This window comes from Nonomuraea longicatena, from assembly GCF_039525605.1.
In the GTDB taxonomy this organism is placed as follows: domain Bacteria; phylum Actinomycetota; class Actinomycetes; order Streptosporangiales; family Streptosporangiaceae; genus Nonomuraea; species Nonomuraea longicatena.
The window spans coordinates 81,332-102,647 of sequence record NZ_BAAAHQ010000021.1 but is presented as its reverse complement, the minus strand read 5'-3'; the positions used below and the strand labels follow the sequence as shown (position 1 = coordinate 102,647).

At 71.4% G+C, this 21,316-nt stretch carries 21 protein-coding genes; 10 read left to right on the top strand and 11 right to left on the bottom strand.

Going from position 1 to position 21,316, the window contains the following annotated elements:
• Positions 1–299: 299 nt before the first annotated feature.
• Both ABD120_RS20165 and ABD120_RS20160 read left to right on the top strand, forming a co-directional pair.
• On the top strand, positions 300–440 hold the full coding sequence (locus ABD120_RS20165) for a hypothetical protein (RefSeq protein ID WP_343951490.1): 141 nt from the start codon (positions 300–302) through the stop codon (positions 438–440).
• A 9-nt stretch (positions 441–449) separates the two neighbouring features.
• On the top strand, positions 450–1,190 hold the full coding sequence (locus tag ABD120_RS20160) for an MBL fold metallo-hydrolase (RefSeq protein WP_343951489.1): 741 nt from the start codon (positions 450–452) through the stop codon (positions 1,188–1,190).
• A gap of 4 nt (positions 1,191–1,194) precedes the next feature.
• Here ABD120_RS20160 and ABD120_RS20155 read toward each other — a convergent pair whose 3' ends face one another.
• Both ABD120_RS20155 and ABD120_RS20150 read right to left on the bottom strand, forming a co-directional pair.
• Positions 1,195–3,093, bottom strand: coding sequence for a sensor histidine kinase (locus ABD120_RS20155; RefSeq protein ID WP_343951488.1), 1,899 nt, complete (start codon positions 3,091–3,093; stop codon positions 1,195–1,197).
• A 54-nt stretch (positions 3,094–3,147) separates the two neighbouring features.
• Complete coding sequence (locus tag ABD120_RS20150) at positions 3,148–3,513, bottom strand: hypothetical protein (RefSeq protein ID WP_343951487.1); 366 nt, start codon at positions 3,511–3,513, stop codon at positions 3,148–3,150.
• Positions 3,514–3,597: 84 nt separating this feature from the next.
• Between ABD120_RS20150 and ABD120_RS20145 the strand changes: the two genes are divergently transcribed.
• Complete coding sequence (locus tag ABD120_RS20145; protein WP_343951486.1) at positions 3,598–4,125, top strand: DUF6886 family protein; 528 nt, start codon at positions 3,598–3,600, stop codon at positions 4,123–4,125.
• Here the strand turns inward: ABD120_RS20145 and ABD120_RS20140 are convergent.
• Entirely contained in the window at positions 4,091–5,056 is a 966-nt protein-coding gene (locus ABD120_RS20140; RefSeq protein ID WP_343951485.1) for a ketopantoate reductase family protein, read from the bottom strand. The two genes, ABD120_RS20145 and ABD120_RS20140, sit on opposite strands and share 35 nt — an antisense overlap.
• 142 nt (positions 5,057–5,198) lie before the next feature.
• On the bottom strand, positions 5,199–8,144 hold the full coding sequence (locus ABD120_RS20135) for an ATP-binding protein (protein WP_343951484.1): 2,946 nt from the start codon (positions 8,142–8,144) through the stop codon (positions 5,199–5,201).
• Between the two features lie 59 nt (positions 8,145–8,203).
• On the opposite strand from ABD120_RS20135, the gene ABD120_RS20130 reads away from it, so the two are divergent.
• Positions 8,204–8,536 carry an NAD(P)H-dependent oxidoreductase gene (locus ABD120_RS20130; RefSeq protein ID WP_343951483.1) on the top strand — a complete coding sequence of 111 codons (333 nt, stop codon included), beginning with the start codon at positions 8,204–8,206 and terminating at the stop codon, positions 8,534–8,536.
• A complete protein-coding gene (locus tag ABD120_RS20125; RefSeq protein WP_343951482.1) occupies positions 8,533–10,050 on the top strand; it encodes an MFS transporter in 1,518 nt (505 codons plus the stop codon). The genes ABD120_RS20130 and ABD120_RS20125 overlap by 4 nt, the downstream gene beginning before the upstream one ends.
• Before the next feature lie 134 nt (positions 10,051–10,184).
• On the opposite strand, the gene ABD120_RS20120 is transcribed toward ABD120_RS20125, so the two are convergent.
• Positions 10,185–11,324 carry an ROK family transcriptional regulator gene (locus ABD120_RS20120; protein WP_343951481.1) on the bottom strand — a complete coding sequence of 380 codons (1,140 nt, stop codon included), beginning with the start codon at positions 11,322–11,324 and terminating at the stop codon, positions 10,185–10,187.
• Between the two features lie 103 nt (positions 11,325–11,427).
• Here ABD120_RS20120 and ABD120_RS20115 point away from each other — a divergent pair, with 103 nt between their 5' ends.
• The 5 genes from ABD120_RS20115 to ABD120_RS20095 are packed head-to-tail and all read left to right on the top strand — an operon-like array spanning position 11,428 to position 15,473.
• Entirely contained in the window at positions 11,428–12,156 is a 729-nt protein-coding gene (locus ABD120_RS20115) for an amino acid ABC transporter ATP-binding protein (RefSeq protein WP_343951480.1), read from the top strand.
• A 21-nt stretch (positions 12,157–12,177) separates the two neighbouring features.
• Positions 12,178–13,089 carry a glutamate ABC transporter substrate-binding protein gene (locus ABD120_RS20110; protein ID WP_343951479.1) on the top strand — a complete coding sequence of 304 codons (912 nt, stop codon included), beginning with the start codon at positions 12,178–12,180 and terminating at the stop codon, positions 13,087–13,089.
• Positions 13,089–13,733: an amino acid ABC transporter permease gene (locus ABD120_RS20105; protein ID WP_343951478.1), complete on the top strand. Its 645-nt coding sequence runs from the start codon at positions 13,089–13,091 to the stop codon at positions 13,731–13,733. The genes ABD120_RS20110 and ABD120_RS20105 overlap by 1 nt, the downstream gene beginning before the upstream one ends.
• Positions 13,730–14,530, top strand: a complete 801-nt coding sequence (locus tag ABD120_RS20100; RefSeq protein ID WP_343951477.1) for an amino acid ABC transporter permease — start codon at positions 13,730–13,732, stop codon at positions 14,528–14,530. Before ABD120_RS20105 ends, ABD120_RS20100 begins: the two co-directional genes overlap by 4 nt.
• Positions 14,523–15,473 (top strand): asparaginase, encoded by a 951-nt coding sequence (locus ABD120_RS20095; RefSeq protein ID WP_343951476.1) that lies wholly within the window; start codon positions 14,523–14,525, stop codon positions 15,471–15,473. The genes ABD120_RS20100 and ABD120_RS20095 overlap by 8 nt, the downstream gene beginning before the upstream one ends.
• Positions 15,474–15,555: 82 nt before the next feature.
• On the opposite strand, the gene ABD120_RS20090 is transcribed toward ABD120_RS20095, so the two are convergent.
• From ABD120_RS20090 to ABD120_RS20065, 6 genes are all read right to left on the bottom strand, one after another.
• A complete protein-coding gene (locus ABD120_RS20090; protein WP_343951475.1) occupies positions 15,556–16,146 on the bottom strand; it encodes a hypothetical protein in 591 nt (196 codons plus the stop codon).
• Positions 16,143–16,676 carry an RNA polymerase sigma factor gene (locus tag ABD120_RS20085; protein ID WP_343951474.1) on the bottom strand — a complete coding sequence of 178 codons (534 nt, stop codon included), beginning with the start codon at positions 16,674–16,676 and terminating at the stop codon, positions 16,143–16,145. Before ABD120_RS20085 ends, ABD120_RS20090 begins: the two co-directional genes overlap by 4 nt.
• A gap of 83 nt (positions 16,677–16,759) precedes the next feature.
• Positions 16,760–17,227: a very short patch repair endonuclease gene (locus ABD120_RS20080; RefSeq protein ID WP_343951473.1), complete on the bottom strand. Its 468-nt coding sequence runs from the start codon at positions 17,225–17,227 to the stop codon at positions 16,760–16,762.
• 60 nt (positions 17,228–17,287) lie between these two features.
• On the bottom strand, positions 17,288–18,091 hold the full coding sequence (locus ABD120_RS20075; RefSeq protein WP_343951472.1) for a DUF6339 family protein: 804 nt from the start codon (positions 18,089–18,091) through the stop codon (positions 17,288–17,290).
• Positions 18,092–18,126: 35 nt separating this feature from the next.
• On the bottom strand, positions 18,127–19,071 hold the full coding sequence (locus ABD120_RS20070) for a hypothetical protein (protein WP_343951471.1): 945 nt from the start codon (positions 19,069–19,071) through the stop codon (positions 18,127–18,129).
• Entirely contained in the window at positions 19,071–21,164 is a 2,094-nt protein-coding gene (locus ABD120_RS20065; protein WP_343951470.1) for a helix-turn-helix transcriptional regulator, read from the bottom strand. Before ABD120_RS20065 ends, ABD120_RS20070 begins: the two co-directional genes overlap by 1 nt.
• Positions 21,165–21,316: the final 152 nt, after the last annotated feature.

Below are 21,316 nucleotides of genomic sequence, written 5' to 3'. Positions count from 1 at the left end.
CAGGAGCGCCGGAACGGGGGTGAGGAATGGTTTGGGTAGACACGATGACCCTCCTTGAGGGCATACCGAACAAGGTCGGCTAATGTGGTGAATGCAGCCGGGCCCTCAACACGGGCGGGCTACGGGGGGGAAGATCGGCGGAGCTTTGACGCTCGACGCCGTTCGCAACGTATCACACGTTCCGGTATGGGCAACGCCTAGCCCATCGGGGCTATTCCCGGGGGGTTCTCCGGCATTCGGTCTCACCGGGCGCCGTCGGCAACGTATGAACGTGTCCACGACGTTCAAGGGGGACCGATATGAAGAGCATCCAGTGTCCGAGGTGTGAGACCGAGCTCGACGAGGGCCCGATCATGTACCGCTGCTCGCAGTGCCGCCGCGCCGTCTACGCGGCCGACCTGGAGAACGAGTACGTGTCGGGGCCGGTCGTAGCGGCCTAGGCTGGGCGGGTGCCTCACACCCCGACCATCGTGGCAGGCGTCGAGATCACACCGCTTTGTGACGCGGTGGGCCCCATGGGCCCCTCGATCGGCCTGCCCTTCCTCGACACGTTCATCGGCGCCCGCGCCGACGAGGGCGAGTGGATTCTCCACTTCCACTGCTTCCTCCTGCGCGACACCGACGGGCATGTGACGCTCGTCGACACCGGCGTGGGCCCGATCGGCTCGCCGGCGTCCAGTTGGGCGCCGGTTCCCGGCCGCCTGCTCGACGAACTGGCGGCGGCGGGGGCTACGCCGTCCGAGATCGACACCGTCGTCATCACCCACCTGCACAGCGACCACTACGGCGGCACCGCCGTCGCGGGTCGCCCGGTGTTCCCCAACGCCAGGCACGTGATCCAGCAGGCCGAGCTCGACGTGGCCGCGCCTCTGGTCAGGCAGGCCGTGCTCGATCCGATCGCCGCCCTGCTCGACCCGGTCGAGGGCACCGCGAAGATCTCCGCAGGGGTCAGCGTCCACCACACGCCGGGCCACACCCCCGGCCACCAGATCGTCGAGTCCGAGGGTTTCACCATGCTCGGCGACATCCTCCACCATCCGGTGCAGCTCGCCGACCCGGCGATCAGGTACGTCTACGACGACGACCCGGACCAGGCCGCCGCCACCCGCGTGGCCGCCGTGGCCCGCCTGCGCGCGGAGGGCCGCCTGCTCGCCACCGCCCACTTCCCCGACCCGCTGATCAGGCTCTGACGGTTCAGCCCACCGGTGCGGGTTGCTCCCCGAGCAGGCGTTCGGGGAGCGCCACGAGCGCCGTCAGCCCCCCGTACGGCGACAGCCCCAGCCTGACCCGGATCCCGTGCCTGGCGGCCAGCCGCGCCACCACGAACAACCCCAGCCGGTCGCTCTTGGCCAGGTCGAACTCCGGCGTGTCCTGCAGCCGCGCGTTCAGCTCGTCCACCTCGGTACGCGACAGGCCGAGCCCCCGGTCCTCGATCTCGATGCTGAGGCCGTGCGGCGTCAGCGTGGTCCGCACGTCCACCCGGGTCTGCGGCGGTGAGAACAGGGTGGCGTTCTCGACCAGCTCCGCCACCAGGTGCACGACGTCGGTGACGGCCGCGCCCACGAGCGTCACGGCGGGCGGCTGGAAGATCTCGACGCGCGGGTACTCCTCGACCTCGGCGACGGCGGCCCGTACGACGTCGAGGATCGGCACCGGGTTGCGCCAGCCCCGGCCGGGCGCCTGGTCCGACAGGATGATCAGGCTCTCGGCGTGCCTGCGCATGCGGGTGGTCAGGTGGTCGAGCTTGAACAGGTCCTCAAGTTCCTCGGGGTTCTCCGACTTGCGCTCCATGCCGTCGAGCTGGAGCAGTTGCCGGTGCAGCAGCGACTGGTTGCGGCGGGCGAGGTTGACGAAGACCTGGCTGACGCCGTGGCGCAGCCGGGCCTGGTCGACGGCGGCCTGCACGGCGGTCGTCTGCACCGAGTTGAACGCCTGCACGATGTCGCGCACCTCGGCCGTCTCCGCGTTCACGACCAGCGGCTCGACCTGTACGGTCTCCGGCGGGTGCGCGGTGGTGCGCAGCCGCTCGACCAGGCCGGCCAGCCGTACGTCGGCGAGTTCGGCGGCGGCGGCGCGCAGCGAGGCCAGCTCGCGCACCAGCCTCCTGCGGAAGCGCAGGGAAAGGCCGATGGAGGCGAGAACGGCCACCAGCCCGACGCCGCCCGCGATGCCGATCTTGGTGAGGACGGCGTCGGCGGCGGGATCGACCCGGGACACGAAGCCCGTGACGGCCTGCCGCTGGCTGCGCTCGACCGCGTCCCACAGCGCGGAGCCGTCGTTCTTCCAGGTCGCGGCGGCGGCGGGCAGGCCGTTGGCGCTGGCCTGGCCGCGCATGAGCTCCTCCAGTTCGAGGAACTCGCGGTAGACGGGGGCGCGGACCAGGTCGTGGTAGGAGGAGCCGAGCACGGGGTCGAGTTCGGCCAGGGCCTGGGTGAACAGCAGTCGCCGGGTGGCGACCATGCCGACGAACGCCTCGCGCTCCTGCCTGCCGACCCGGCCCGCGTCGAGCGCCACGACGATCATGGCGCGCTGCCGTGAGATGACCTCCTTGGCCTCGCCGAGGGTGTTGACGGCGTCGGCCTGGGCGTACAGCGACATGTCCGGCACGAGGATCATGGCGTCGTGCATGCGGAAGACGTTGTCCAGGATGCGGCTGTATCCGGCGATCACGTCGAGCGGCCGCCCGTTGGGGCCGGTCACGGACTTGCGGATGTCGGGGAGCTGTTCGAGGCTCGTGTACAGCGCCCGGAGCTGTGCCTCCATCTCGGGGGAGAGGTCCTCTTGCTCGGCCGCGAGCCTGCGGAAGCGCTGCAGCGCCTGGTCGGTGAGCCCGCGCTGCTTGGCCGTCTGCCCGCTCAGCCGGTCGCCGGTCAGGTAGCGGACGGCCAGCAGCCGCTCGTTCTGCATCTGCACCACGACCTCTTCCGACGGCGTGGCGAGATTGCGGACCAGGCTGTTGGTCTCCAGCAGCCGCAGCCCGTCCCCGCCGGTCAGGCCGGCGGCGAACGCCCAGAGCCCGACCAGTGACATCAGCGGCACGAACAGCAGGACGAGGAGCTTGAGCGCAATGGGGCGGCCACGCTTCGGGGGCATGCGACCTCCGGGTGCACGATACGAGCGCTCGCACCATACACCCGGAATGCTGGTTTATGCCCGACTATCCTCGGGTGCCCGGCTCGCGTCGGCGGGCGCCGGATCGGCCGTCTCCGCAGGCGTTCCGGCCACCGGCGTGTCCTTGTGCTCCAGCCGCCGCTTCTCGTCCCTCAGCCGTGCCGCCTCGGCCCGGCTCTCGCGCGCCTGCCGCCGGTGCCGCGCCGACCGCCGCGACCCGGCCCCCATCAGCAGCAGCCCGAGCACGAGTACGGCGCAGGCCGCCGCACCGGCGGCGAACATCTCCAGGTGGCCCACCGAGAAAGCGGTGCCGAAGAGGAGGAACGTGCCGTCCGGCTCCATGACGGCCATCGCCACGGCCGAGCCGGCGAGCAGTATCAGAATCAGTCCGAGCACGGTCATCGTGCATCACCTCGGCCCCCGCACCTGCCCGCGACACGGCGGAACATGCCCCGCCGCCGCGCCGAACCGGCATCATGGGAGGTCATGAGGCCGGAACCAGGACAGGTGCTGCACTTCTCCGAAGACCCGACGATCACCCGGTTCGTCCCGCACGTCGCGCCGACGTCGGTGCGCGCCGAGCCGTACGTCTGGGCGGTCGGCACCGACCGCTGCCCCGACCACTGGTTCCCCCGCGAGTGCCCGCGCGCGCTGGCGTGGCGCGGTCCCACGACGACGGACGCCGACGCCGCCCGCATCATCGGCTCCGGTTGCGGCGAGCGGGTGCACGCCGTCGAGTACGGCTGGCTCCAGGCCATGCGGGACGTGCGGCTGTACGCCTACCGGCTGCCCGCCGAGCACTTCGCGCCCGTCGGCGAGCCGCCGCACGCCGTCGTGGCGAGGGTGCCCGTCGAACCGCTCGGCCCGCCGGAACCGGTGGACGACCTGTTCGAGCTGCACGAGGCGGCCGGGATCCAGTTGCGGGTGCTCGACCGGCTGTGGCCGTTCTGGAACGAGGTGACCGCCAGTTCGCTGGAGTTCAGCGGGATACGGCTGCGGAACGCGCGTCGATGAGCTCCCGCATGCGCGCCACCGGCATCGAACCGGGCCGCCGCCGCTCCCGGGCGGCCAGGGCCGCCTCGCGCTGCAGCACCTCGTTGACCGGGGCGGGCAGGCCGAGTTCGCGGGCCAGCAGCACGATCTCGCCGTTGAGGTAGTCGGCCTCGATGGTGCCCGCGCCCTTGGCCAGGCTCTGCCAGGAGGAGCCGCCGCCGCGCGCGGCGCCGTCCACGGGCACGATGTCCACCAGGTGGCCGCGCAGTTCCCGCTCCTCCTCCGGTGTCGAGTGGGCCAGACCGGCCGCCGCCAGCACCCCGGTGGCCTCGGCCCGCGCCAGGGCGGCGAGGTCGCCGAACCCGGGCTCGCACAGCGCCTCGGCTGCGTTGCCGAGGTTGCTGAGCAGCTTGCCGTACTTCCAGCGCATGACGTCGGGGGTGGCGCGGGCGACGAACCCGCTCGCGGCCAGGTCTCGGGTCACCTGGTCGGCCAGTTCGTCCACAGCCTGTGGATAACGTCCGACGTGGAGCATGCCGGGGTGCGGGTGGCCGTAGGAGACCACCACGCCGGGCTCCAGGTGCAGGGCGGGCAGCCAGACGCACATGCCGTACACCCGCTCGAAACGCCGCAGGACCATCCGCTCGTTGGCCACGCCGTTCTGGGCGCAGACGACCGGCAGCTCGCGCGGCCACGGGTCGAGGGCGGCGAGCGTGTCCTGCGACTTGGTCGCGACGATCAGCACGTCGCCGTCGCGGGCCGGCACCGGGCCGTCGGCCACCGGCAGGTCGAGCGTCTCGGCCCCGCCGGGTGCGAGCAGGCGCAGCCCGCGTGCGCGCAGGGCGGCGTGGTGGGCGCCCTTCGCGACCAGGAGGACGTCGTGGCCGCCCTTCGCGAGAAAGGCGCCGATCGTCCCGCCGACCGCCCCCGCTCCGATCACGACATAGCGCATGATCCGACATTAGCGCCGCGCGAACCGACCCACCGCGAGGGGGGTCGAGGTCCGCGTGCGCGCCCGGTGGGGTCGTCTGTGGACAACTCCTGCCTGCGGGAACCTTCGGTGACGGGGGCGGGGGCGACGGCCGGGAGTGGCGTCACTGACGCGCCAGGGCCGCCCTGATCCGGTCCACGTCCCCGCGCTCGGCGGGCGGCAGCGGGGCGCCCGTCGACTCGCGCAGCGCCTCGGCCTCCGCCAGCAGCTCCCGGGCCCGCTCCGCCTCGCCGCCCAGCGCCAGCGCGCCCGCCATACCCTCCAGGGCGAGCGCGACCGCGCGCGGGTCGCCGGTCCTGCGGGCCGTCGCCATCCCCTCCTCGTGCAGCGCGAGCGCGCCCTCGGCGTCCCCCCGCAACTCGGCGACGAATCCGAGCTCGGCCAGGATCAGCGCGATCGCCGGGTCGGAGTCGAGCGCCCGGTCCCACGCCAGCCACGTGCGCAGCAGCTCCTCGGCCTCCTCCAGCCGCCCCTGCCGCCGCGCCCCCAGGGCGAGGCCCAGCGCCGCGAACTCCTCGCCCACCGTGTACCCGTGCTCGGCGGCCAGCGCCATCGCCCGCCGGTGCAGGTCGTCGGCCTGCTCCTGCTGCCCGGTGAGCTGGGCGATCCGGCCGAGCAGCGACAGCCGGTCGGCGACCTCCGTCCACAGCTCCAGCTCCTCGGCCATCCGCAGGCTCTCGCGGTGGATCCTGGCCGCCCGCTCGTAGTCGCCGTCGATCTCGGCGTGCTGCCCGAGCGGGAAGCTCACCTGCACCTGCCCCCACCGGTCGCCCAGCTCGGCGAAGGCCGAACGGCTCTGCTCCGCGTACGTCCTGGCCGCATCCAGGTCCCCCCGCACCTGCGCCTGCCTGGCGCGCACACTGCGGACGAAGGCGATGCCCCACGGCTCGCCCGCCCGCCGGAAGGCGGTCAGCGCCCGCTCGGCCACTTCCTCGCCGGCAGCCGGATCGCCGATGCCGACCATGGCGAACGCCAGGAACGCCGTGGCGCGCGCGAGCTCCATGTCGTCGCCCGGCCCGTCCTCCGGCGGCGGGCAGCCGTGCGCCTCGCCGGTGCGCAGCATGAAGGCGTCCAGCCAGGTCTGCGTGGTCGCCGACGTACCGCCGCGCTCGACCGCCGACGCCAGCCACCTGCGACCCTCGCCGAGCCGCCCGCGCAGCACCCAGTACCAGGCCAGCGCGTTGGCCAGCCGCTCGTCCCCGCCGTCGAGCGCGGCGCGGAAGTTGGCGCTCTCGGCGTCCAGGAGCACCGTCCACTGCCGCTGCTCGGGGCCGAGGAGCTGCGGCGCCGCCCGCTCGGCGAGCGCCAGATAGTAGGCACGGTGGCGGTCGCGGATCTCCTCGCGTTCGCCCGCCTCCTCCAGCCGCTCCTGGCAGTAGGCGGCCACCGACTCCAGCAGCCGGTAGCGCGGGCCCTCGCCGACCACGACGAGGGAGCGGTCCACCAGCCGGGCCAGCAGCCCGAGCACGTCGTCGCCGCCGCACACGGCCTCGGCGGCGGCCAGCGTGCACCCGTCGGCGTGTACGGCCAGCCGCCGCAGCACCGTCTGCTCCTCGGGGCCGAGCAGCTCCCAGCTCCAGTCGATCATCGCCCGGAGGGTGCGCTGCCTGGCCGGGGCGTCGCTGCGCCCGGAACCCAGCACCCGGAAGCGATCGTCGAGCCGCGCCGCCAGCTCGCGCACGCCCAGCGCCCGCACCCGGGTGGCGGCCAGCTCCAGCGCCAGCGGCAGCCCGTCCAGCCGTGCGCAGATCGCGCTCACCGCCTCCGGGTCCAGCGCCACCCCCGGAGCGGAGGCGGCGGCCCGCGCGGTGAACAGCCGCACGGCGTCCGCCGACGGCAGCGGCGGCACGTTCCACAGCTGCTCCCCGCCGATCCCCAGCGGTTCCTGGCTGGTGGCGAGCACGCGCAGGCCGGGGGCGGCCCGCAGCAGGTGGGCGGTCAGGCGGCCGACGGCGCCCGCCACCTGCTCGCAGTTGTCGAGTACGAGCAGCACCCGCTGGCCGCGCAGCGCGTCGCTCAGATGGTCGGCCAGCGCGGAGCCCTCGTCGCGGACGTCCAGCGCCGCCGCGACGACCTCCGCCACCGACTCGGCGGGCGTGCTCGCCAGCTCGACCAGCCAGACCCCGTCCGGGTAGGAGTCGGCCAGGCGGCGCGCGGTCTCCAGCGCCAGACTGGTCTTGCCGACCCCGCCCGGCCCGGTCAGCGTCACCAGCCGGGCGGCGTCGAGCAGCCCGGCGACCTCGGAGACCGCCGCGTCCCTGCCGATCAGGTCGGTGAGCGCGGCCGGCAGGTTGGTCCTGCGGGTCTGCCTGCGCGGTGCGGCCAGTGACGGGTCCTGCCGCAGGATGGCCTGGTGCAGCGCGGCCAGCTCGGGGCCGGGCTCCAGGCCGAGTTCGTCGTCCAGGTGCTCGCGCAGCAGCCGGTAGCCGTCGAGTGCCTCGCCCTGCCGTCCGGCCCGGTAGAGGGCCTTGAGCTGGGCGGCGCGCAGCCGCTCGCGCAGCGGGTGCCTGGCCACCAGGTCGCCGAGCTCGTCGGCCAGCATCGCGTGCTCGCCGATCTCCAGCCTGGCCTCGGCCTGCTCCTCCAGCGCCGTCAGCCGCAGCTCCTCCAGCCGGGCGATCTCGGCTCGCGCGAACTCGTCGTCGGCGAACTCGATCAGCGCCGGGCCCCGCCACAGGGCGAGCGCGTCGGCCAGCAGATCGACTCTGGCCCGTCCGGTGCTCGCCCCGGCCCGCGTCAGCAGCTCCTGGAAGCGTACGGCGTCCACCTCGGACGGCGGCACCTGGAGCAGGTAGCCGGGCGGCCGGGCCACGACCGCGTCCTTGCCGAGCACCCGGCGCAACTGGGAGACCCGCGTCTGCAGCGCCCCTGCCGGGTTGGCGGGCAGCGACCCGAGCCAGAGCGCGTCGATGAGCCGGTCGGCGGGCACCACCCGGCCCGGCTCGATGAGCAGCCCGGCCAGCAGAGCCCGCACCTTCACCTCGGGGACCCTGACCTGCCGGCCGTCCGGCCCCCACACGGCCAGTGGACCGAGCACCCCGAATCGCATGAGGCACACCGTAGCCGAGCTGGAGAAAACCTGAAGCGCCTGCCTGCACAGTGCCGCACATGAAGCGACTGGTGATCCTCACGGGTTCCGACCACGGGGTGGCCTGCCAGATCGCCGACCGGGCGAGCACGCACGCGGACCTTGAGGTCGATGTCCTCGACCTCACCGCCGCGTGCCTGCCCGACCTGGTGAGCGACGTGGTTCCCGCGCCGCCCGCCGTACGGGACCTGGAGCCGTGGTTGGAGGCGGCGGACGGGTTCCTGGTGGTGGCGTGCCCGCCGCACCTGCTGAGCCTGGCCATGGCCTGGTCCCCGGCGGCGTGGCAGGGCAAGCAGGTCAGCTTTCTCACCGATCCGAACATGCTCGATCACGTACTTAAGGATTTTCGATGAACGTCACCAAAGCGGGCACACGCGAGTGGCTCGGCCTCGGCGTACTGATGCTGCCGACGGCGCTGTTGTTCCTGGCGATGACCGTGCTGTTCCTCGCCACCCCGCAGATCGGCGCCGACCTGAACCCGAGCGGCGCCCAACTGTTGTGGATCAACGACATCTACGGGTTCATGATGGCGGGCCTGCTCGTCGCCATGGGAACGATCGGCGACCGGATAGGACGGCGCAAGGTGATGCTGTTCGGCGCCGCCGTGTTCGCCGTGTCGTCGCTGGCGGCGGGCCTGGCGCCGAACGCCGACCTGCTGATCGCCGCCCGTGCGGTCATGGGCGTCGGCGCCGCCGCCATCATGCCCGCCACGCTCTCCCTGATCATCAACATGTTCCGCGACGACAGGCAGCGGGGCAGCGCGATCGGCATGTGGGCGGGCTCGGTGTCCCTCGGCGTCGCCCTCGGGCCGCTCGTCGGCGGACTGCTGCTGGAGGCGTTCTGGTGGGGCGCCGCCCTGCTGATCGGCATCCCGGTCATGCTCATCGTGCTCGTCGCCGCCCCGCTGCTGATCCCCGAGTACAAGGCACCCGAAGCGGGCAGGCTCGACATTCTGAGCGTGCCGCTGTCGATGGCGGCACTGCTGCCGATCGTGTACGGCGTGAAGGAGGTGGCCAAGTCCGGGCTGGACGTCGTCTCCGTCGGCGCCGTCGTCGTCGGCCTGGTCTTCGGCGTGGTCTTCGTCCGCAGGCAGCTCGCCCTCGACAACCCGCTGCTCGACGTGCGGCTGTTCGCCAACCGCGTCTTCAGCGGCGGCCTGGCCGTCTTCATGCTGAGCGCCGTCGCCCTCGGCGGTGTCTACCTGCTGTTCACCCAGTACCTCCAGGTCGTCGCCGAGCTGTCGCCGCTCCAGGCGGGCCTGTTCATCCTGCCCGCGGCCCTCGCGCTGGTGCTGGTCTCGACGATCTCGCCGATGATCGTCCGCAGGGTCCGCCCCGCGTACGTCATCGCGGGCGGCACCCTGCTGTCGGTCGCCGGATACCTGGTGCTGACCCAGGTCGACAGCGTCGCCGGGCTGCCGATGCTGCTCACCGGCTTCTACCTGCTCTACCCGGGCATCGCCCCGGCGATGGCGCTCACGACCAACCTGGTGGTCGGCTCGGCGCCGCCCGAGAAGGCCGGTGCCGCCTCCGCCGTCAACACCACCGCCTCCGACCTCGGCACCTCGCTCGGCGTCGCGGTGCTCGGCAGCGTCGGCGCGGCCGTCTACAGCGCGGTCATGCCGCAGGGCGCTCCCGACACGGTGCCGGGCGCCGTCGCACGGGCGGCCACCCTTCCGGCGGGTGAGGGGGAGGCGCTGGTCGCAGCCGCCCGCGCCGCCTTCACCGACGGGCTGAACGTCGTCGGCTGGATCTCCGCCGCGTTCGCCCTCGGGGTGGTGATCGTGTCCGTGACGCTGCTGCGCCGCGTACCCGCCACCAAGGCGGCCACCGCGCCGGAGGAGGCGAAGGAGCCGGTGGCGGCGTGACCCCGGGCCCGGGTGTGGGTACGGCTCGGCACGCCGGGCCGTACCCGCTGTTCCACCGGTCAGAGAGCCGCGCCTCCGCGCCCGCCGCCGGTCAGAGGACGGCGTCGAGACCGGCCCCTGCACCCGCCCGCCGGTCAGAGGACGGCGTCGAGCAGGAGGGTGCCCGCTCCCAGCAGGGCGGCCTCCTTGCCGGAGCGGGCGGGGGCGATCTCCAGATCGCGAGTCGCGAGCGGCAGGCACCGCTCGTAGACCGACGCCCGGATGGCCGCGATCAGCGGCTCGGCGGCCGAGAGACTGCCCCCGACGGCGATCACGTCGGGGTTGAAGAAGTTCACGAGCACGGTGAGGACCTCGCCGATCAGCCGTCCCGCCGTGCGCACCTGGCTCGTCGCCTCGGGTACGGCGTCGCCCACCAGGCGGGCGATGTCCCCGGTCCGCTCGACGGAGACGCCCGCCTCCGCCAGTGCCGCGATGAGCGCGGCCCCGGAGGCGTAGGCCTCCAGGCAGTCGGAGTGGCCGCAGGCACAGACCTTCGAGAAGTCGGTGCGGACCCTCACATGACTGATGTCGCCCGCCGCGCCCCTGCCCCGGTGCAACCGCCCGTTGACGATGACGCCGCAGCCGATGCCGGTGCCGGTCTTCAGCACCATGAGGTTGTCGCAGCCGGGCCACGACCTGGCCTCGCCGATCGCCATCAGGTTGGCGTCGTTCTCCACGAGGATCGGCAGGTCGTAGCGGGCGCCGAGGTACTCGGCGACGGGGAAGTTGTTCCAGCCGGGCATCCTGGACGGGCCGACCACGCGGCGGGTGGCCGGGTCCACCGGCCCGGGGATGCCGGTGCCGACGCCGCGCAGCGGCACTCCCGGCGGGGCGTGGGTGTCCAGCAGGTCGTCGAAGGCGTCGGCCAGCCAGTCGAGGACCGTTTCCGGCCCGGCTGTTATGTCGGCCGCGCGCTCCTGCACGGTCAGCGGATGGCCGCTCAGGTCGAGCAGGCCGAGCCGTACATGGTGGACGCCGAGGTCGGCGACGGCCAGCACGCCCGCGTTGGGCGCCAGCCGGAGCCTGCGGGGGCGGCGACCCCCGCGTGAGACCCCCGACCCGGTCTCGACGAGCAGTCCGGCTTCGAGGAGCTCCTCCACGCGCAGGGACACGCTGGAGGCCGCCAGCCCCGACAGGCGCGCGAGTTCCGCACGTGACTCGGCCTGGCCGCCGGCGACGAGCCGCAGCAAATCGCCTTGCGCGCCCGTCACGGGCAACCGCTCTTTGCCAGACATGAGCAGATGGATATCACGCTTTGCCTTTGTACGACAACGTGTTGACTTCCGATGAAATCATCCATTACGTTCCGCTTTAACTTCGATATCGAAGGAAGTTCTGATGATTCGGGCAAGAGGGCTGAACAAGTGGTTCGGCGAACACCACGTGCTGCGTGACGTCGACCTCGACGTGGCACGCGGCGAGGTCGTGGTCGTCGTCGGCCCCTCGGGGTCGGGCAAGTCCACGCTGTGCCGGTGCCTCAACCGGCTGGAGACCGTCCAGCAGGGCGAGATCACCATCGACGGCGTCCCCGCGCCCCTGGAAGGCAAGGAGCTGGCCAGGCTGCGGGCCGACGTCGGCATGGTCTTCCAGTCGTTCAACCTCTTCCAGCACAAGAGCGTGCTGGAGAACGTCACGCTGGCACCGATCAAGGTGCGCGGCCTCGGCCGTGCCGAAGCCGAACAGAACGCCCGCGACCTGCTCGCCCGCGTCGGCATCGCCGAACAGGCGGACAAGATGCCCGCCCAGTTGTCCGGCGGCCAGCAGCAGCGGGCGGCCATCGCCCGCGCGCTGGCCATGCGGCCCAAGGTGATGCTCTTCGACGAGCCCACCTCCGCGCTCGACCCCGAGATGGTCGGCGAGGTCCTCGACGTCATGACCGGCCTCGCCGCCGACGGCATGACCATGGTCGTCGTCACCCACGAGATGGGGTTCGCGCGCAAGGCCGCCGACCGCGTGGTGTTCATGGCCGGTGGCCGGCTCGTCGAGCAGGCCCCGCCCGCCGAGTTCTTCGACTCGCCGAAAACTGACCGGGCCAGGGACTTCCTGGCCAAGGTACTCACTCACTGAAAGACACGAAGGATGGTGTCCATGAGGAAGATGGCCGCTGTCGTCGCCCTCTCGCTGCTCGGCCTCGCCGCCTGCGCGGGCAACGAGTCCAGCCCCGCCGTACCCGGTGCGGCGAAGCCCGCAGGCGACGACCTCCTGAGCAAGGCGCCCGTGGCCGACGCCGCCGCGATCCTGCCCGGCTCCACGATGGAGAAGATCAAGAAGCGCGGCGAGCTCATCGTCGGCGGCTCGCTCGACGCGCCGCTGCTGTCCCAGCAGAACCCCGTCAGCGGCCAGGTCGAGGGCTTCGACGCCGACATGGGCAAGGCGCTGGCGAAGTACATCATCGGCGAACCCAAGGTGAAGATCGTCAACTCGGCGTCCGAGACGCGCGAGGCGCTGCTCGGCAACGGCACCGTCGACGTGGTCTTCCAGACGTATACGATCACGCCGGAGCGGGCGAAGCAGGTCGCCTTCGCCGGGCCGTACTACACCTCCGGCCTCAGCATCGCCGTCAAGAAGGGCACCGCCGGGATCGCGGGGCCCGAGGACCTCAACGGCAAGAAGGTCATCGCCGGAGCCAACACCCCCGCCATCCCGGCCATCAAGAAGGTCGCCCCGCAGGCCGAGATCGTCACCTTCGCCAGCGACCCCGAGGCCATGCAGGCGCTCAAGCAGGACCGGGGCGTCGCCTACGTCCAGGACGAGACGCTGCTGGCCGCCAACGCGCAGAAGGACCCGTCGATCGAGGTCGTCGGCAACCCCTTCACCCAGGACCCGTACGGCATCGGCCTCAAGCACGGCGACGAGCAGTTCAAGACGTTCGTCAACGACTGGCTCAAGAAGATGCAGGACGCCGGCGTCTGGCAGCAGGCGTGGAAGAACTCCCTCGGCACCGTCGTCAAGGGTGAGGCCCCCACGCCCCCGCAGATCGGCTCGGTGCCGGGTTCCTGATGTCCGTCCTCCTGGAGCACCTGCCCGAGCTGTGGCAGGGCCTCCTCGTGACATTCCAGCTCATCGCCGCGTCGTTCGCGCTCGCGGCGGTGCTCGGAGTGGTGGTCACCGCCATGCGGGTGAGTCCGGTGCCGGTGCTGCGCGCGCTCGGCACCGCCTACGTCGAGACGTTCCAGAACCTGCCGCTGCTCGTCCTGCTCGTCCTCGCCTTCTTCGGACTGCCGGAGATCGGGATCAAAGCCTCGGCGCTGGTCACCGCGATCGTCGTGATCGGCGTCTACCAGGCCGCCTACGTCGCCGAAGCCCTGCGTTCCGGCGTCAACTCCGTCGGACAGGGACAAGGTGAGGCCGCCCGCGCGCTCGGCCTCACCTTCACCCAGTCGCTGCGCCTGGTCATCCTGCCCCAGGCCTTGCGCACCGTCGTGCAGCCGCTCGGCAACGTCTTCATCGCGCTCACCATGAACACCGCCCTCGCCGGAGCCATCAGCGTCGTCGACCTCACCGCCGTCGCCAACCGCGTCAACCTCGTCGAGGCCCAGCCCATCGCCATCTTCGTCGGCGCCGGACTCGCCTACGCGGCCGTCGCCGCCGTCGTCGGATTCGCCACCACCAGGCTGGAGCGACGGCTGGTGATGGTCCGATGAGCGGCAGCGTCCTGTTCGACGAGCCCGGTCCCCGGGCCCGCCGCCGCATCAGGATCGCCACCGTCCTCGGCGTCCTGTTCGCGCTCGGGCTCGCCGCCCTCGCCGTCCGCCAGTTCGCCGCCAACGGGCAACTCGCCGCCGAGCGCTGGTCGCCGTACGCCACCTGGCCCATGTGGCGCTACCTGCTCGACGGGCTGTGGTCCACCGGGCTCGCCGCCGTCGTCTCGGCCGTGCTGTCCATGGCGCTCGGCCTGGCGCTGGCGCTCGGCCGGCTGTCGACCCGGCGGTGGCTGCGGGCGCCGTCGGCGGCCTACGTCGAGGTCGTCAGGACCGTCCCCGCGCTGCTGCTCGTCTACCTCGTGCTGTTCGCGCTGCCCAGGTACGGCCTGGACCTGCCGCTGTTCTGGAAACTCGTCGTCCCGCTCACCGTCTCCAACGCGGCCGCCTTCGCCGAGATCTTCCGCGCCGGGATCCTGTCCGTCGAACGCGGCCAGACCGAGGCCGGGCTCGCCGTCGGCCTCACCAGGGGACAGACGCTGCGGATGATCGTCATCCCGCAGGCCGCCCGCCGGGTGCTGCCCTCGATCGTCAGCCAGTCCGTCGGACTGCTCAAGGACACCTCGCTCGGCTACATCGTCAGCTACGGCGAACTGCTCTACTCCGGCAAGATCCTCGCCGCCTACAACGGGCTGGTCATCCAGACGTACGTGGTGGTCGCCCTCGTCTACCTCGTCGTCAACGCCTCACTGTCGAAGCTCGCCCGCGTACTGGAACGAAGGAGTTCTGCTCGTGTCTGAATTCGCCGCGCTCGCCCACGTCGTGCGCTCCGGGTTCGTCGAGAGCGTCCATTACGGCAGCGCCGTCGGGCTCGGCCCTACCGGGCGGCCCGAGGTCGCGTTCGGCCCGGTCGAGGCGCCCATCCTGCCGCGCTCGTCGGCCAAGCCGTTCCAGGCGCTGGCCTGCCTCACCTCCGGCGCCGACCTGCGCGGCGCCGCCCTCGCCATCGCCGCGGGCAGCCACACGGGCGAGGACGCCCACGTGCGGCTGGTCACCGACATTCTCACCGGGTACGGCCTCAGCCCGGCCGACCTGCGCTGCCCCGAGGACTGGCCGGAGGACGAGGCCACCAGGAACCGGTTGATCCGCGCGGGCCTCGGCCGCTCCCGCGAACGAATGAACTGCTCGGGCAAGCACGCCGCCATGCTCGCCGCCTGCGTCGCCCAAGGGCACGACACCGCCACCTACCTGGACGTCTCACACCCGGTCCAGGTACGGGTGCGCGCCCACGTGGAGGAACTGGCGGAGGAGAAGGCGGCCGCCGTCGCCGTGGACGGGTGCGGGGCGCCGCTGTTCGGGATGTCGCTCACCGGGCTCGCGCGGGCCGTACAGGCGCTGGTGCTGGCCCCCGAAGGCAGCGCCCCGCGCCTGGTCGCCGACGCCATGCGCGAGCACCCCTCCTACGTCGGCGGGAGCGGGCACCAGAACACCGAGTTGATGCGCGCCCTGCCCGGGGCACTGGTGAAGGGCGGCGCCGAGGGTGTCCTCGTCGCCGCCCTTCAGTCCGGACACACCGCCGCCGTGAAGGTCATCGACGGCAGCCCCAGAGCGACCACCGCGATCGCGCTCGCGGTGCTTCAGGCCATGGGCCGTGACGTGTCCGGCGCCTCCTCGTTCACCCGTGTCGAGGTACTGGGCGGCGGGCTCCCGGTAGGGGAGATCCGCGCCACCCTGGGCGACTAGGTGGATCCACGGAAACCTCGATCCGGCACGCTGGTGATGCACCACCGGCGGCCTGATCCACGGGGTGTCTTGGTGCGGCCCACTACCTCAGGTGCGCGGGCGGCTGGCCCTCGGGGCCGCCGACGTCGTTCCAGCTCGGGTCGTCGATGACCTTGCACTCCGCGACGGGGCCCGCGATGACGCGGGCTCCGATCTGCCAGAGCACGGACGGCTTCTCGCCGGCCTTGGCCTCGGCGAACTCCATCACGACGGTGTTGCCGGCGCCGACCTTGGCGGGGTTGATCCGCACCCCGCCCTTGACCGTGGCGAGGGCGTCGTCGGAGCTGTCGCCCCTGCCGAAGCCGGCCACCATCTTGCCTCGGTCGGGCCCGCACCACTTGCCCCCCGGCAGGTAGCTGACGTCCGCCTTGACGCCCAGCTCGCGCAGGTCCGCCTCCAGCTTGTCGGCGTCCCTGAACTCGTGCACCTGCACGGTGATGGCGCCGTCCGCGCCCTTCGTCACCGCGTACGCCGGGCTGGCACCCCCGGTGAGCAACGGCACCGCGACGGCCGCGGCCGCGGCGGCGATCCCCGCCACCGCGAAGCCCAGGAAGGTCCTCTTCTTCCGCTTGGCCTGACCACGCTCGCGGATCTCGTTCTTCAGTTCCATGAGTAGACGCTCCTCGAAGCTCATTGGGTTGTTCCTTCCATGACGAGAGGCACGTCCTTCAGCGTGTTTCTGGCGCGGTGCAGTCTTACTCTGGCGGTACCCTGCCGGATTCCGAGGGCGGCGGCCGCTTCGGTGACCGTGAGCTGGTCGAGTGCGACCAACTCCAGCACCGCTCGTTCGCCCGCGGGTAATCCGGCCATGGCCTCGAAGGCCCGCCTCGCCCTGCTCTCGGCGTCGATACGCTCCACCAACCGGGCGACGTCGTCGGGTTCGAGCAGCCGCCGGCCCTGCAGGCGTCCGGTCAGCCTCGACTCCTTGAAACGGCGTTGACGCTCGGCGGAGAGAATGTTGCGGGCTATGCCGTACAACCACGCGATCTCACTGCCCAGGCTCGGCCGGTAGGTGCGCGCCGTGTCGAGCACCGCGACGAACACCTCTGCCACCAGGTCGGCGACCGTGTGCGGGTCGTCGACGCGGCGGGCGAGGAAGCGCGTGATCGACTCGACGTGCCGCCGGTAAAAGGCCTCGAAGGCCTCGGGATCGGTCGCGATCACCGGCCGTACTCCTCTCGTCGGTACACAACCCCCTTGAAGAGTCAGCCGAAAAGCGTTACAAGCTTCCCTTTATCGCGATCCTGTCACTTTGGACCCGTCTCTTGCGGCGCCGCCTGTCGAGAGGGCCCTCGACGGGTGCGTACGGCGGCGGCGACGCGCGTCGCGGCTTCGTCGGTGTCCTCGTGCTCCCAGATCCTGATCACCTGCCAGCCCTCGGCCTCCAACAGCCGGTTGGTCTCGGCGTCCCTTGCCCGATTGGTCTGCAGCTTCCGCTGCCAGTAGTCGGCGTTGGTCGCGGCCGCCGTGTGATGAGTGGGGCAGCCGTGCCAGAAGCAGCCGTCCAGGAACACGGCGACCTTCGCTCCCATGAAGACCAGGTCCGCGGTCCGCCGGATGGACTTCACCGGGCGACGGGACACGCGATAACGCAGACCCAAGGCGTACACGGCGCGGCGTAGCGCCAACTCGGGCTTGGTGTCGCGACCCTTGTTCGCGCGCATGCTCGCGCGAGTGGCCTCGCTGGAGGCCCAGGACTGTTTGGCTCTGTTCATTGTCGTGCCCACGTGGTGCGTGCTGACGGTCGAGATCATTCTGCCGGGAACGTGCCGCCCTCAGGAATCGACGGTCCGTCCTCTGATCGGGGCCTCGGCGAACAGGCGGGTGAAAAGCTCCACCAGCGTGTCGACGGAGGCGCGGGGTACCTCCCCGTCGTCGGGACCTTCCGGAAGAGAGTCGTACGGCAGGAACCCGTGGTCGTCGGCCCAGTCGACGTACCTCGCGGGATCCTGTCGCGAGTCGGGGGCCAGCGCCTCGTACACCAGTGTGCTCCCCGCCGCGTTCGCCGCCTGGGCCAGGGCGTTGACCTCTCGCCCGCTCTTGGCCACACCATCGGCCACCAAGGTCAGGATCGCCTGCGCCACGGGGCGATGCATGATCATCCCCATGCCCAACACGGTGTTGAGAACGTCCTGATTGCCGCACGCGACGACGACCGGTCGATAGTCGGGTCCGTCGCGGAAAAGTTCGGCGGCCCACCACAGCCGCGCGAACGTCTGTTGGTCGTAGAGACCCGTGAACCGGGCCCGATTCACCGAGGGGACGGTTCGCGAGGCACGACCTCTGTGGCGCCAGAACACGTAGTCCGGCGCCACTCGCATCGCCAGATGGTTCCACAGGCCGCGATCGGCGGCTTCCGCCCTGGTGAGACGCAGCGAGGCGTGGAGTCTCGGCGCCAACCACGCGTCGGCGGCGGTCCGCGACTCCGGAGGGTGGCGTCGCACGGCCTCGTCGATCAGCTCGCGAACGGGTCCCGCAGGCCGCGGTGTCGTCGAGCTCAGCCTGTCGATGGCCGCGAACGGCAACGGTTCACGCTCTTCCAACACGGCGATGCCGAGCAACCGGGCGGCGGCCTCCATCGGGAGACGGGCGAGATGCTCCACCGGGGGCGTGGTCATGTGCTCTCCTGTCCGGTACGGCGCAGCGTGCGGATGAACGTGCCCAACGCTCCGGGCAGCCGCGCCTGCTTGGCGGCGGCGTGCCGTACCCGCGCGTGCAGGTCGCCCGAGTCCTCGCGGCGACGGATCAGCTCGCGAAGCCCGTCGTCGGGTGACCGGTCGGGGAAGACGTCGAACAACATGCGTCGCAGGACGGACTCCTGCCAACCCCCCGGCCAATGGGCGTTCTCGACCTGACCGGCCGCCGCTTGGAAAAGACCGCTCCAGGCATCGGAGGCGATCTGCGCGGCCACGGAGTCCCGCACCGCGCGTTCGGCGGGGCGGGTCGACTCGAGCAGCGCGCGGAGCCCCTCGAAGCCGCTGTTCAGGTAGAGCACCGGAGTCTCCGCATTCGTCTCGACGCTCCACGGGTCGCTCTTGTACGGGTGCAGCAGCGGGTTGTCCGGCGACCCGAAGTCGGCCCACCTGGTGATCAATCTCTCGCCCTGGTGGGTCGGAGAGCGAGGACGCAGATCGACGGTCCACGGACTGTCCGCGGTGGCGATCCGCCGTCCGAGGATCCCGTCCACCTTCGCGACCAGACAGGCGGACAACTCCGCCCGAAGGTCGAAGCGGTCACGGGACAACTCGACCTCGCCCGACCACAAGCCGGGTCGATCCATCCGGAGCCGTGTCGCCACGTGAGCTCTGGTCCGACGCTCGGTCAGGGTGGCGAGACAGGCCATGTTGCTCCACGGTCCCGATGACAGTTCGCTCTCCGGCCCTTCGACCACGACGGAGAGGACCGCCGACCACCAGTCGGCGCGCTCGACGTGGTGAAGAGCCACGACATGCCGCCGACCGGAGACCAACTCGTACGGCACCGCGAGCCCGTCCAAGCGCGCCGCCTCCACGGTCAAGGAGATTTCGCCGAGAACGACTCGGTAGGGAAGTACCCGCATCAGTGCGACTCCCTTCGCAACCGGATGAGATCCACTTCGGCGACGGCCATCCTGGCGTCCACCGGGTGGCTGCCGACGTCGCTGATCCCGGTGAACACCGCCCGGCGCGCGCCCGGCGTACAGACGAGGTCGCCGTCGTCGGAGATCGCGCAGTGCGACTCCGGACGAAGCTCCGACCAGGACGCCTCAAGGCCGGGACCCGAGTGAGCGGCGAAGCGCAGCGACGGCCGCAACGTCCACGGATCGTCGCGAGGCGGAAGTCTGAGTTCCACGCGGATGTGCCACGCGCCGTCGTCCCGCACCTGTCCGACGGCGCTCGTGACCGTCGGATATCCGGGACTTCTTGGGGCGGGTCGCGGATCCAATCGGAGCAGGTCGGTCACCACGGTCGGGATGTTTTGATCGTCCGAGACGTCGGAGAGCGTCGGGCGGACCGTCTGCCGCACCTGCTCCACCATGTGCTTGCGGAACTCTCGCAGCCTGCTGATGGCGCCTCGGGCGTAGGAGGAGGTCAGATCTTCCGTGGCCTTCCAGTCGTTGTGTTCCGGCGGCTCGGCGGCGCGGAGGAACTCCTCCGCCGCGTCCACCTCCTCCCCCCCGGCCGCGGCGCCGACGAGCAGTACGGCTTGGAAAGGCGCCGCGCCCGCAGGAAGATCGGGGACCGATCGGTCGATCACGGTCATCCGGCTGCCCCGCATGCACACCAGCCGGTTCGGGCGCTCGTCCTCCGCCGCCGCAGCGGTGACGAGTAGGGTCGCCCGGTGCTCGGCCTGTCGTGGGTCGGCGGCGTCCTTCCTGGGCGGGACGGTCAGCAGAACGGGCACCTCGACCACACTGTCGGGCGCTTCGTGCGCGGATACGGTCTCCCGGTTGAGGAAGGCGCGCACCGCGCGTGCGCGTGCGGGTTCGTAGCGGTGGGGATCGACTCGCTCCTCCTGTGTCACGACCCGACCGTCCCGCAGTGCCTCGACGGAGGCTTCCAGGATCGGCGCGGAACCGCGTCCGCTGACCATGGCGGCCCAGAAGCCCGAGGCCAGCGCTCGGACGAGCACGCGGTGCATCTCTTCGAGCGAGTTCGCCTCACCGGACGGGTCGTGCGCACCGACGATCAGGAAGCCGGTGCCGGGGTCGCCGCTCGCGCGAGTCAGATACAGCTCCTCCACGGTGCGCTCTCCGGCCCACCACGAGCGGGCCGCGCCCGGCCTGTGGGGATCGCGTTCGCCGAGCCAAGCGGGCCCGGCGTACTGCTCGCCGTCGAGCTCATGCCAGGGCAGGTCCACCCGGCCGACCAGACGGCGCTCCCGTCTGCCCTCGTAGTCCTCTGACAGGGTGCTGTTCGCGATCACCAGGCCGAATCGGCTGGTCGCCCAGAGGGTGGCCTTGCCCAGACCGTACGAGCCGCCGGCCGAGCCGCTCTTGTGGCTGTCGAGCTGCCGGCGCATGACGGCCGCGAAGCGTCCGTCGGCGTATTCCGGTCCGGTCAGGCCGTTGGCGTTGTAGTCGTCGATGCGCAGCAGCAGCAGTCGGCCGTACTCCTGGAGCTCCCGAAGGCCGTCGGCGAGGACGCGGCCGACTTTCTGCCTCGGGTCCGCCGCCGCCTGGATGTGCGGGAGCAGATCGTCCCAGCGCAAGGCCTCCTGCAGGCGTCTGAGACGTTCGCCCGTGATCTCGTGGAGGGTGAAGCGGACTCGGACCGGTCGCTCCCGGTCGTGCCTTTCGTCCAGGGAGTTCTGCGTCGCCTCTCTGGTCAGGATGGCGAGGGAGGAGTCGAACGCGAAGGCCGCCGCGTTGCCCAGTTCTCGCCCGCCGTCGGCGTGAGCAGGCCGGAGGTGCCAGGCGATGGAGCCGACCGAGTCGGGCGCCTCGTCCCTGGTCGCGGAGGCGCCCGTCGCCAGGCCGAGCAGGGCCTCGATCGCCTGGATTTTGTCGACCCTGGGGGCGGCGCGTCCCGTGATCCAGGCTGAGACAGCCGCTCTGGTGACGTCCAGCGCGGCGGCGAGGTCGGATTGGCTCATCCCCTTTCGGCGTAGCTGTCTGCTCAGCCAGGGGCCGAACGCCTTGGGGTCTTCCTCATGGCCGCCCTCATGGGTCATCCGAGACCTCCCGATCGCGCTCGTTTGACAGCTGGGGTAGAGTGTCAAAGCAAAGTAAACACCATTCTCCGGTGTGATGCTCTATGGGGGATGGATGGTCGCGGTCCGTCCTCGACGGATCGGGTTCGCGGAAAACCGGGCCTTGTGGGACC

Excerpts from the sequence above, each read along its gene's own strand:
- ABD120_RS20165 (WP_343951490.1), top strand. The coding sequence starts at position 300 with ATGAAGAGCATCCAGTGTCCGAGGTGTGAGACCGAGCTCGACGAGGGC.
- ABD120_RS20155 (WP_343951488.1), bottom strand. The coding sequence starts at position 3,093 with ATGCCCCCGAAGCGTGGCCGCCCCATTGCGCTCAAGCTCCTCGTCCTG.
- ABD120_RS20150 (WP_343951487.1), bottom strand. The coding sequence starts at position 3,513 with ATGACCGTGCTCGGACTGATTCTGATACTGCTCGCCGGCTCGGCCGTG.
- ABD120_RS20145 (WP_343951486.1), top strand. The coding sequence starts at position 3,598 with ATGAGGCCGGAACCAGGACAGGTGCTGCACTTCTCCGAAGACCCGACG.
- ABD120_RS20140 (WP_343951485.1), bottom strand. The coding sequence starts at position 5,056 with ATGCGCTATGTCGTGATCGGAGCGGGGGCGGTCGGCGGGACGATCGGC.
- ABD120_RS20135 (WP_343951484.1), bottom strand. The coding sequence starts at position 8,144 with ATGCGATTCGGGGTGCTCGGTCCACTGGCCGTGTGGGGGCCGGACGGC.
- ABD120_RS20130 (WP_343951483.1), top strand. The coding sequence starts at position 8,204 with ATGAAGCGACTGGTGATCCTCACGGGTTCCGACCACGGGGTGGCCTGC.
- ABD120_RS20125 (WP_343951482.1), top strand. The coding sequence starts at position 8,533 with ATGAACGTCACCAAAGCGGGCACACGCGAGTGGCTCGGCCTCGGCGTA.
- ABD120_RS20120 (WP_343951481.1), bottom strand. The coding sequence starts at position 11,324 with ATGTCTGGCAAAGAGCGGTTGCCCGTGACGGGCGCGCAAGGCGATTTG.
- ABD120_RS20115 (WP_343951480.1), top strand. The coding sequence starts at position 11,428 with ATGATTCGGGCAAGAGGGCTGAACAAGTGGTTCGGCGAACACCACGTG.
- ABD120_RS20110 (WP_343951479.1), top strand. The coding sequence starts at position 12,178 with ATGAGGAAGATGGCCGCTGTCGTCGCCCTCTCGCTGCTCGGCCTCGCC.
- ABD120_RS20105 (WP_343951478.1), top strand. The coding sequence starts at position 13,089 with ATGTCCGTCCTCCTGGAGCACCTGCCCGAGCTGTGGCAGGGCCTCCTC.
- ABD120_RS20100 (WP_343951477.1), top strand. The coding sequence starts at position 13,730 with ATGAGCGGCAGCGTCCTGTTCGACGAGCCCGGTCCCCGGGCCCGCCGC.
- ABD120_RS20090 (WP_343951475.1), bottom strand. The coding sequence starts at position 16,146 with ATGAGCTTCGAGGAGCGTCTACTCATGGAACTGAAGAACGAGATCCGC.
- ABD120_RS20080 (WP_343951473.1), bottom strand. The coding sequence starts at position 17,227 with ATGAACAGAGCCAAACAGTCCTGGGCCTCCAGCGAGGCCACTCGCGCG.
- ABD120_RS20075 (WP_343951472.1), bottom strand. The coding sequence starts at position 18,091 with ATGGAGGCCGCCGCCCGGTTGCTCGGCATCGCCGTGTTGGAAGAGCGT.
- ABD120_RS20070 (WP_343951471.1), bottom strand. The coding sequence starts at position 19,071 with ATGCGGGTACTTCCCTACCGAGTCGTTCTCGGCGAAATCTCCTTGACC.
- ABD120_RS20065 (WP_343951470.1), bottom strand. The coding sequence starts at position 21,164 with ATGACCCATGAGGGCGGCCATGAGGAAGACCCCAAGGCGTTCGGCCCC.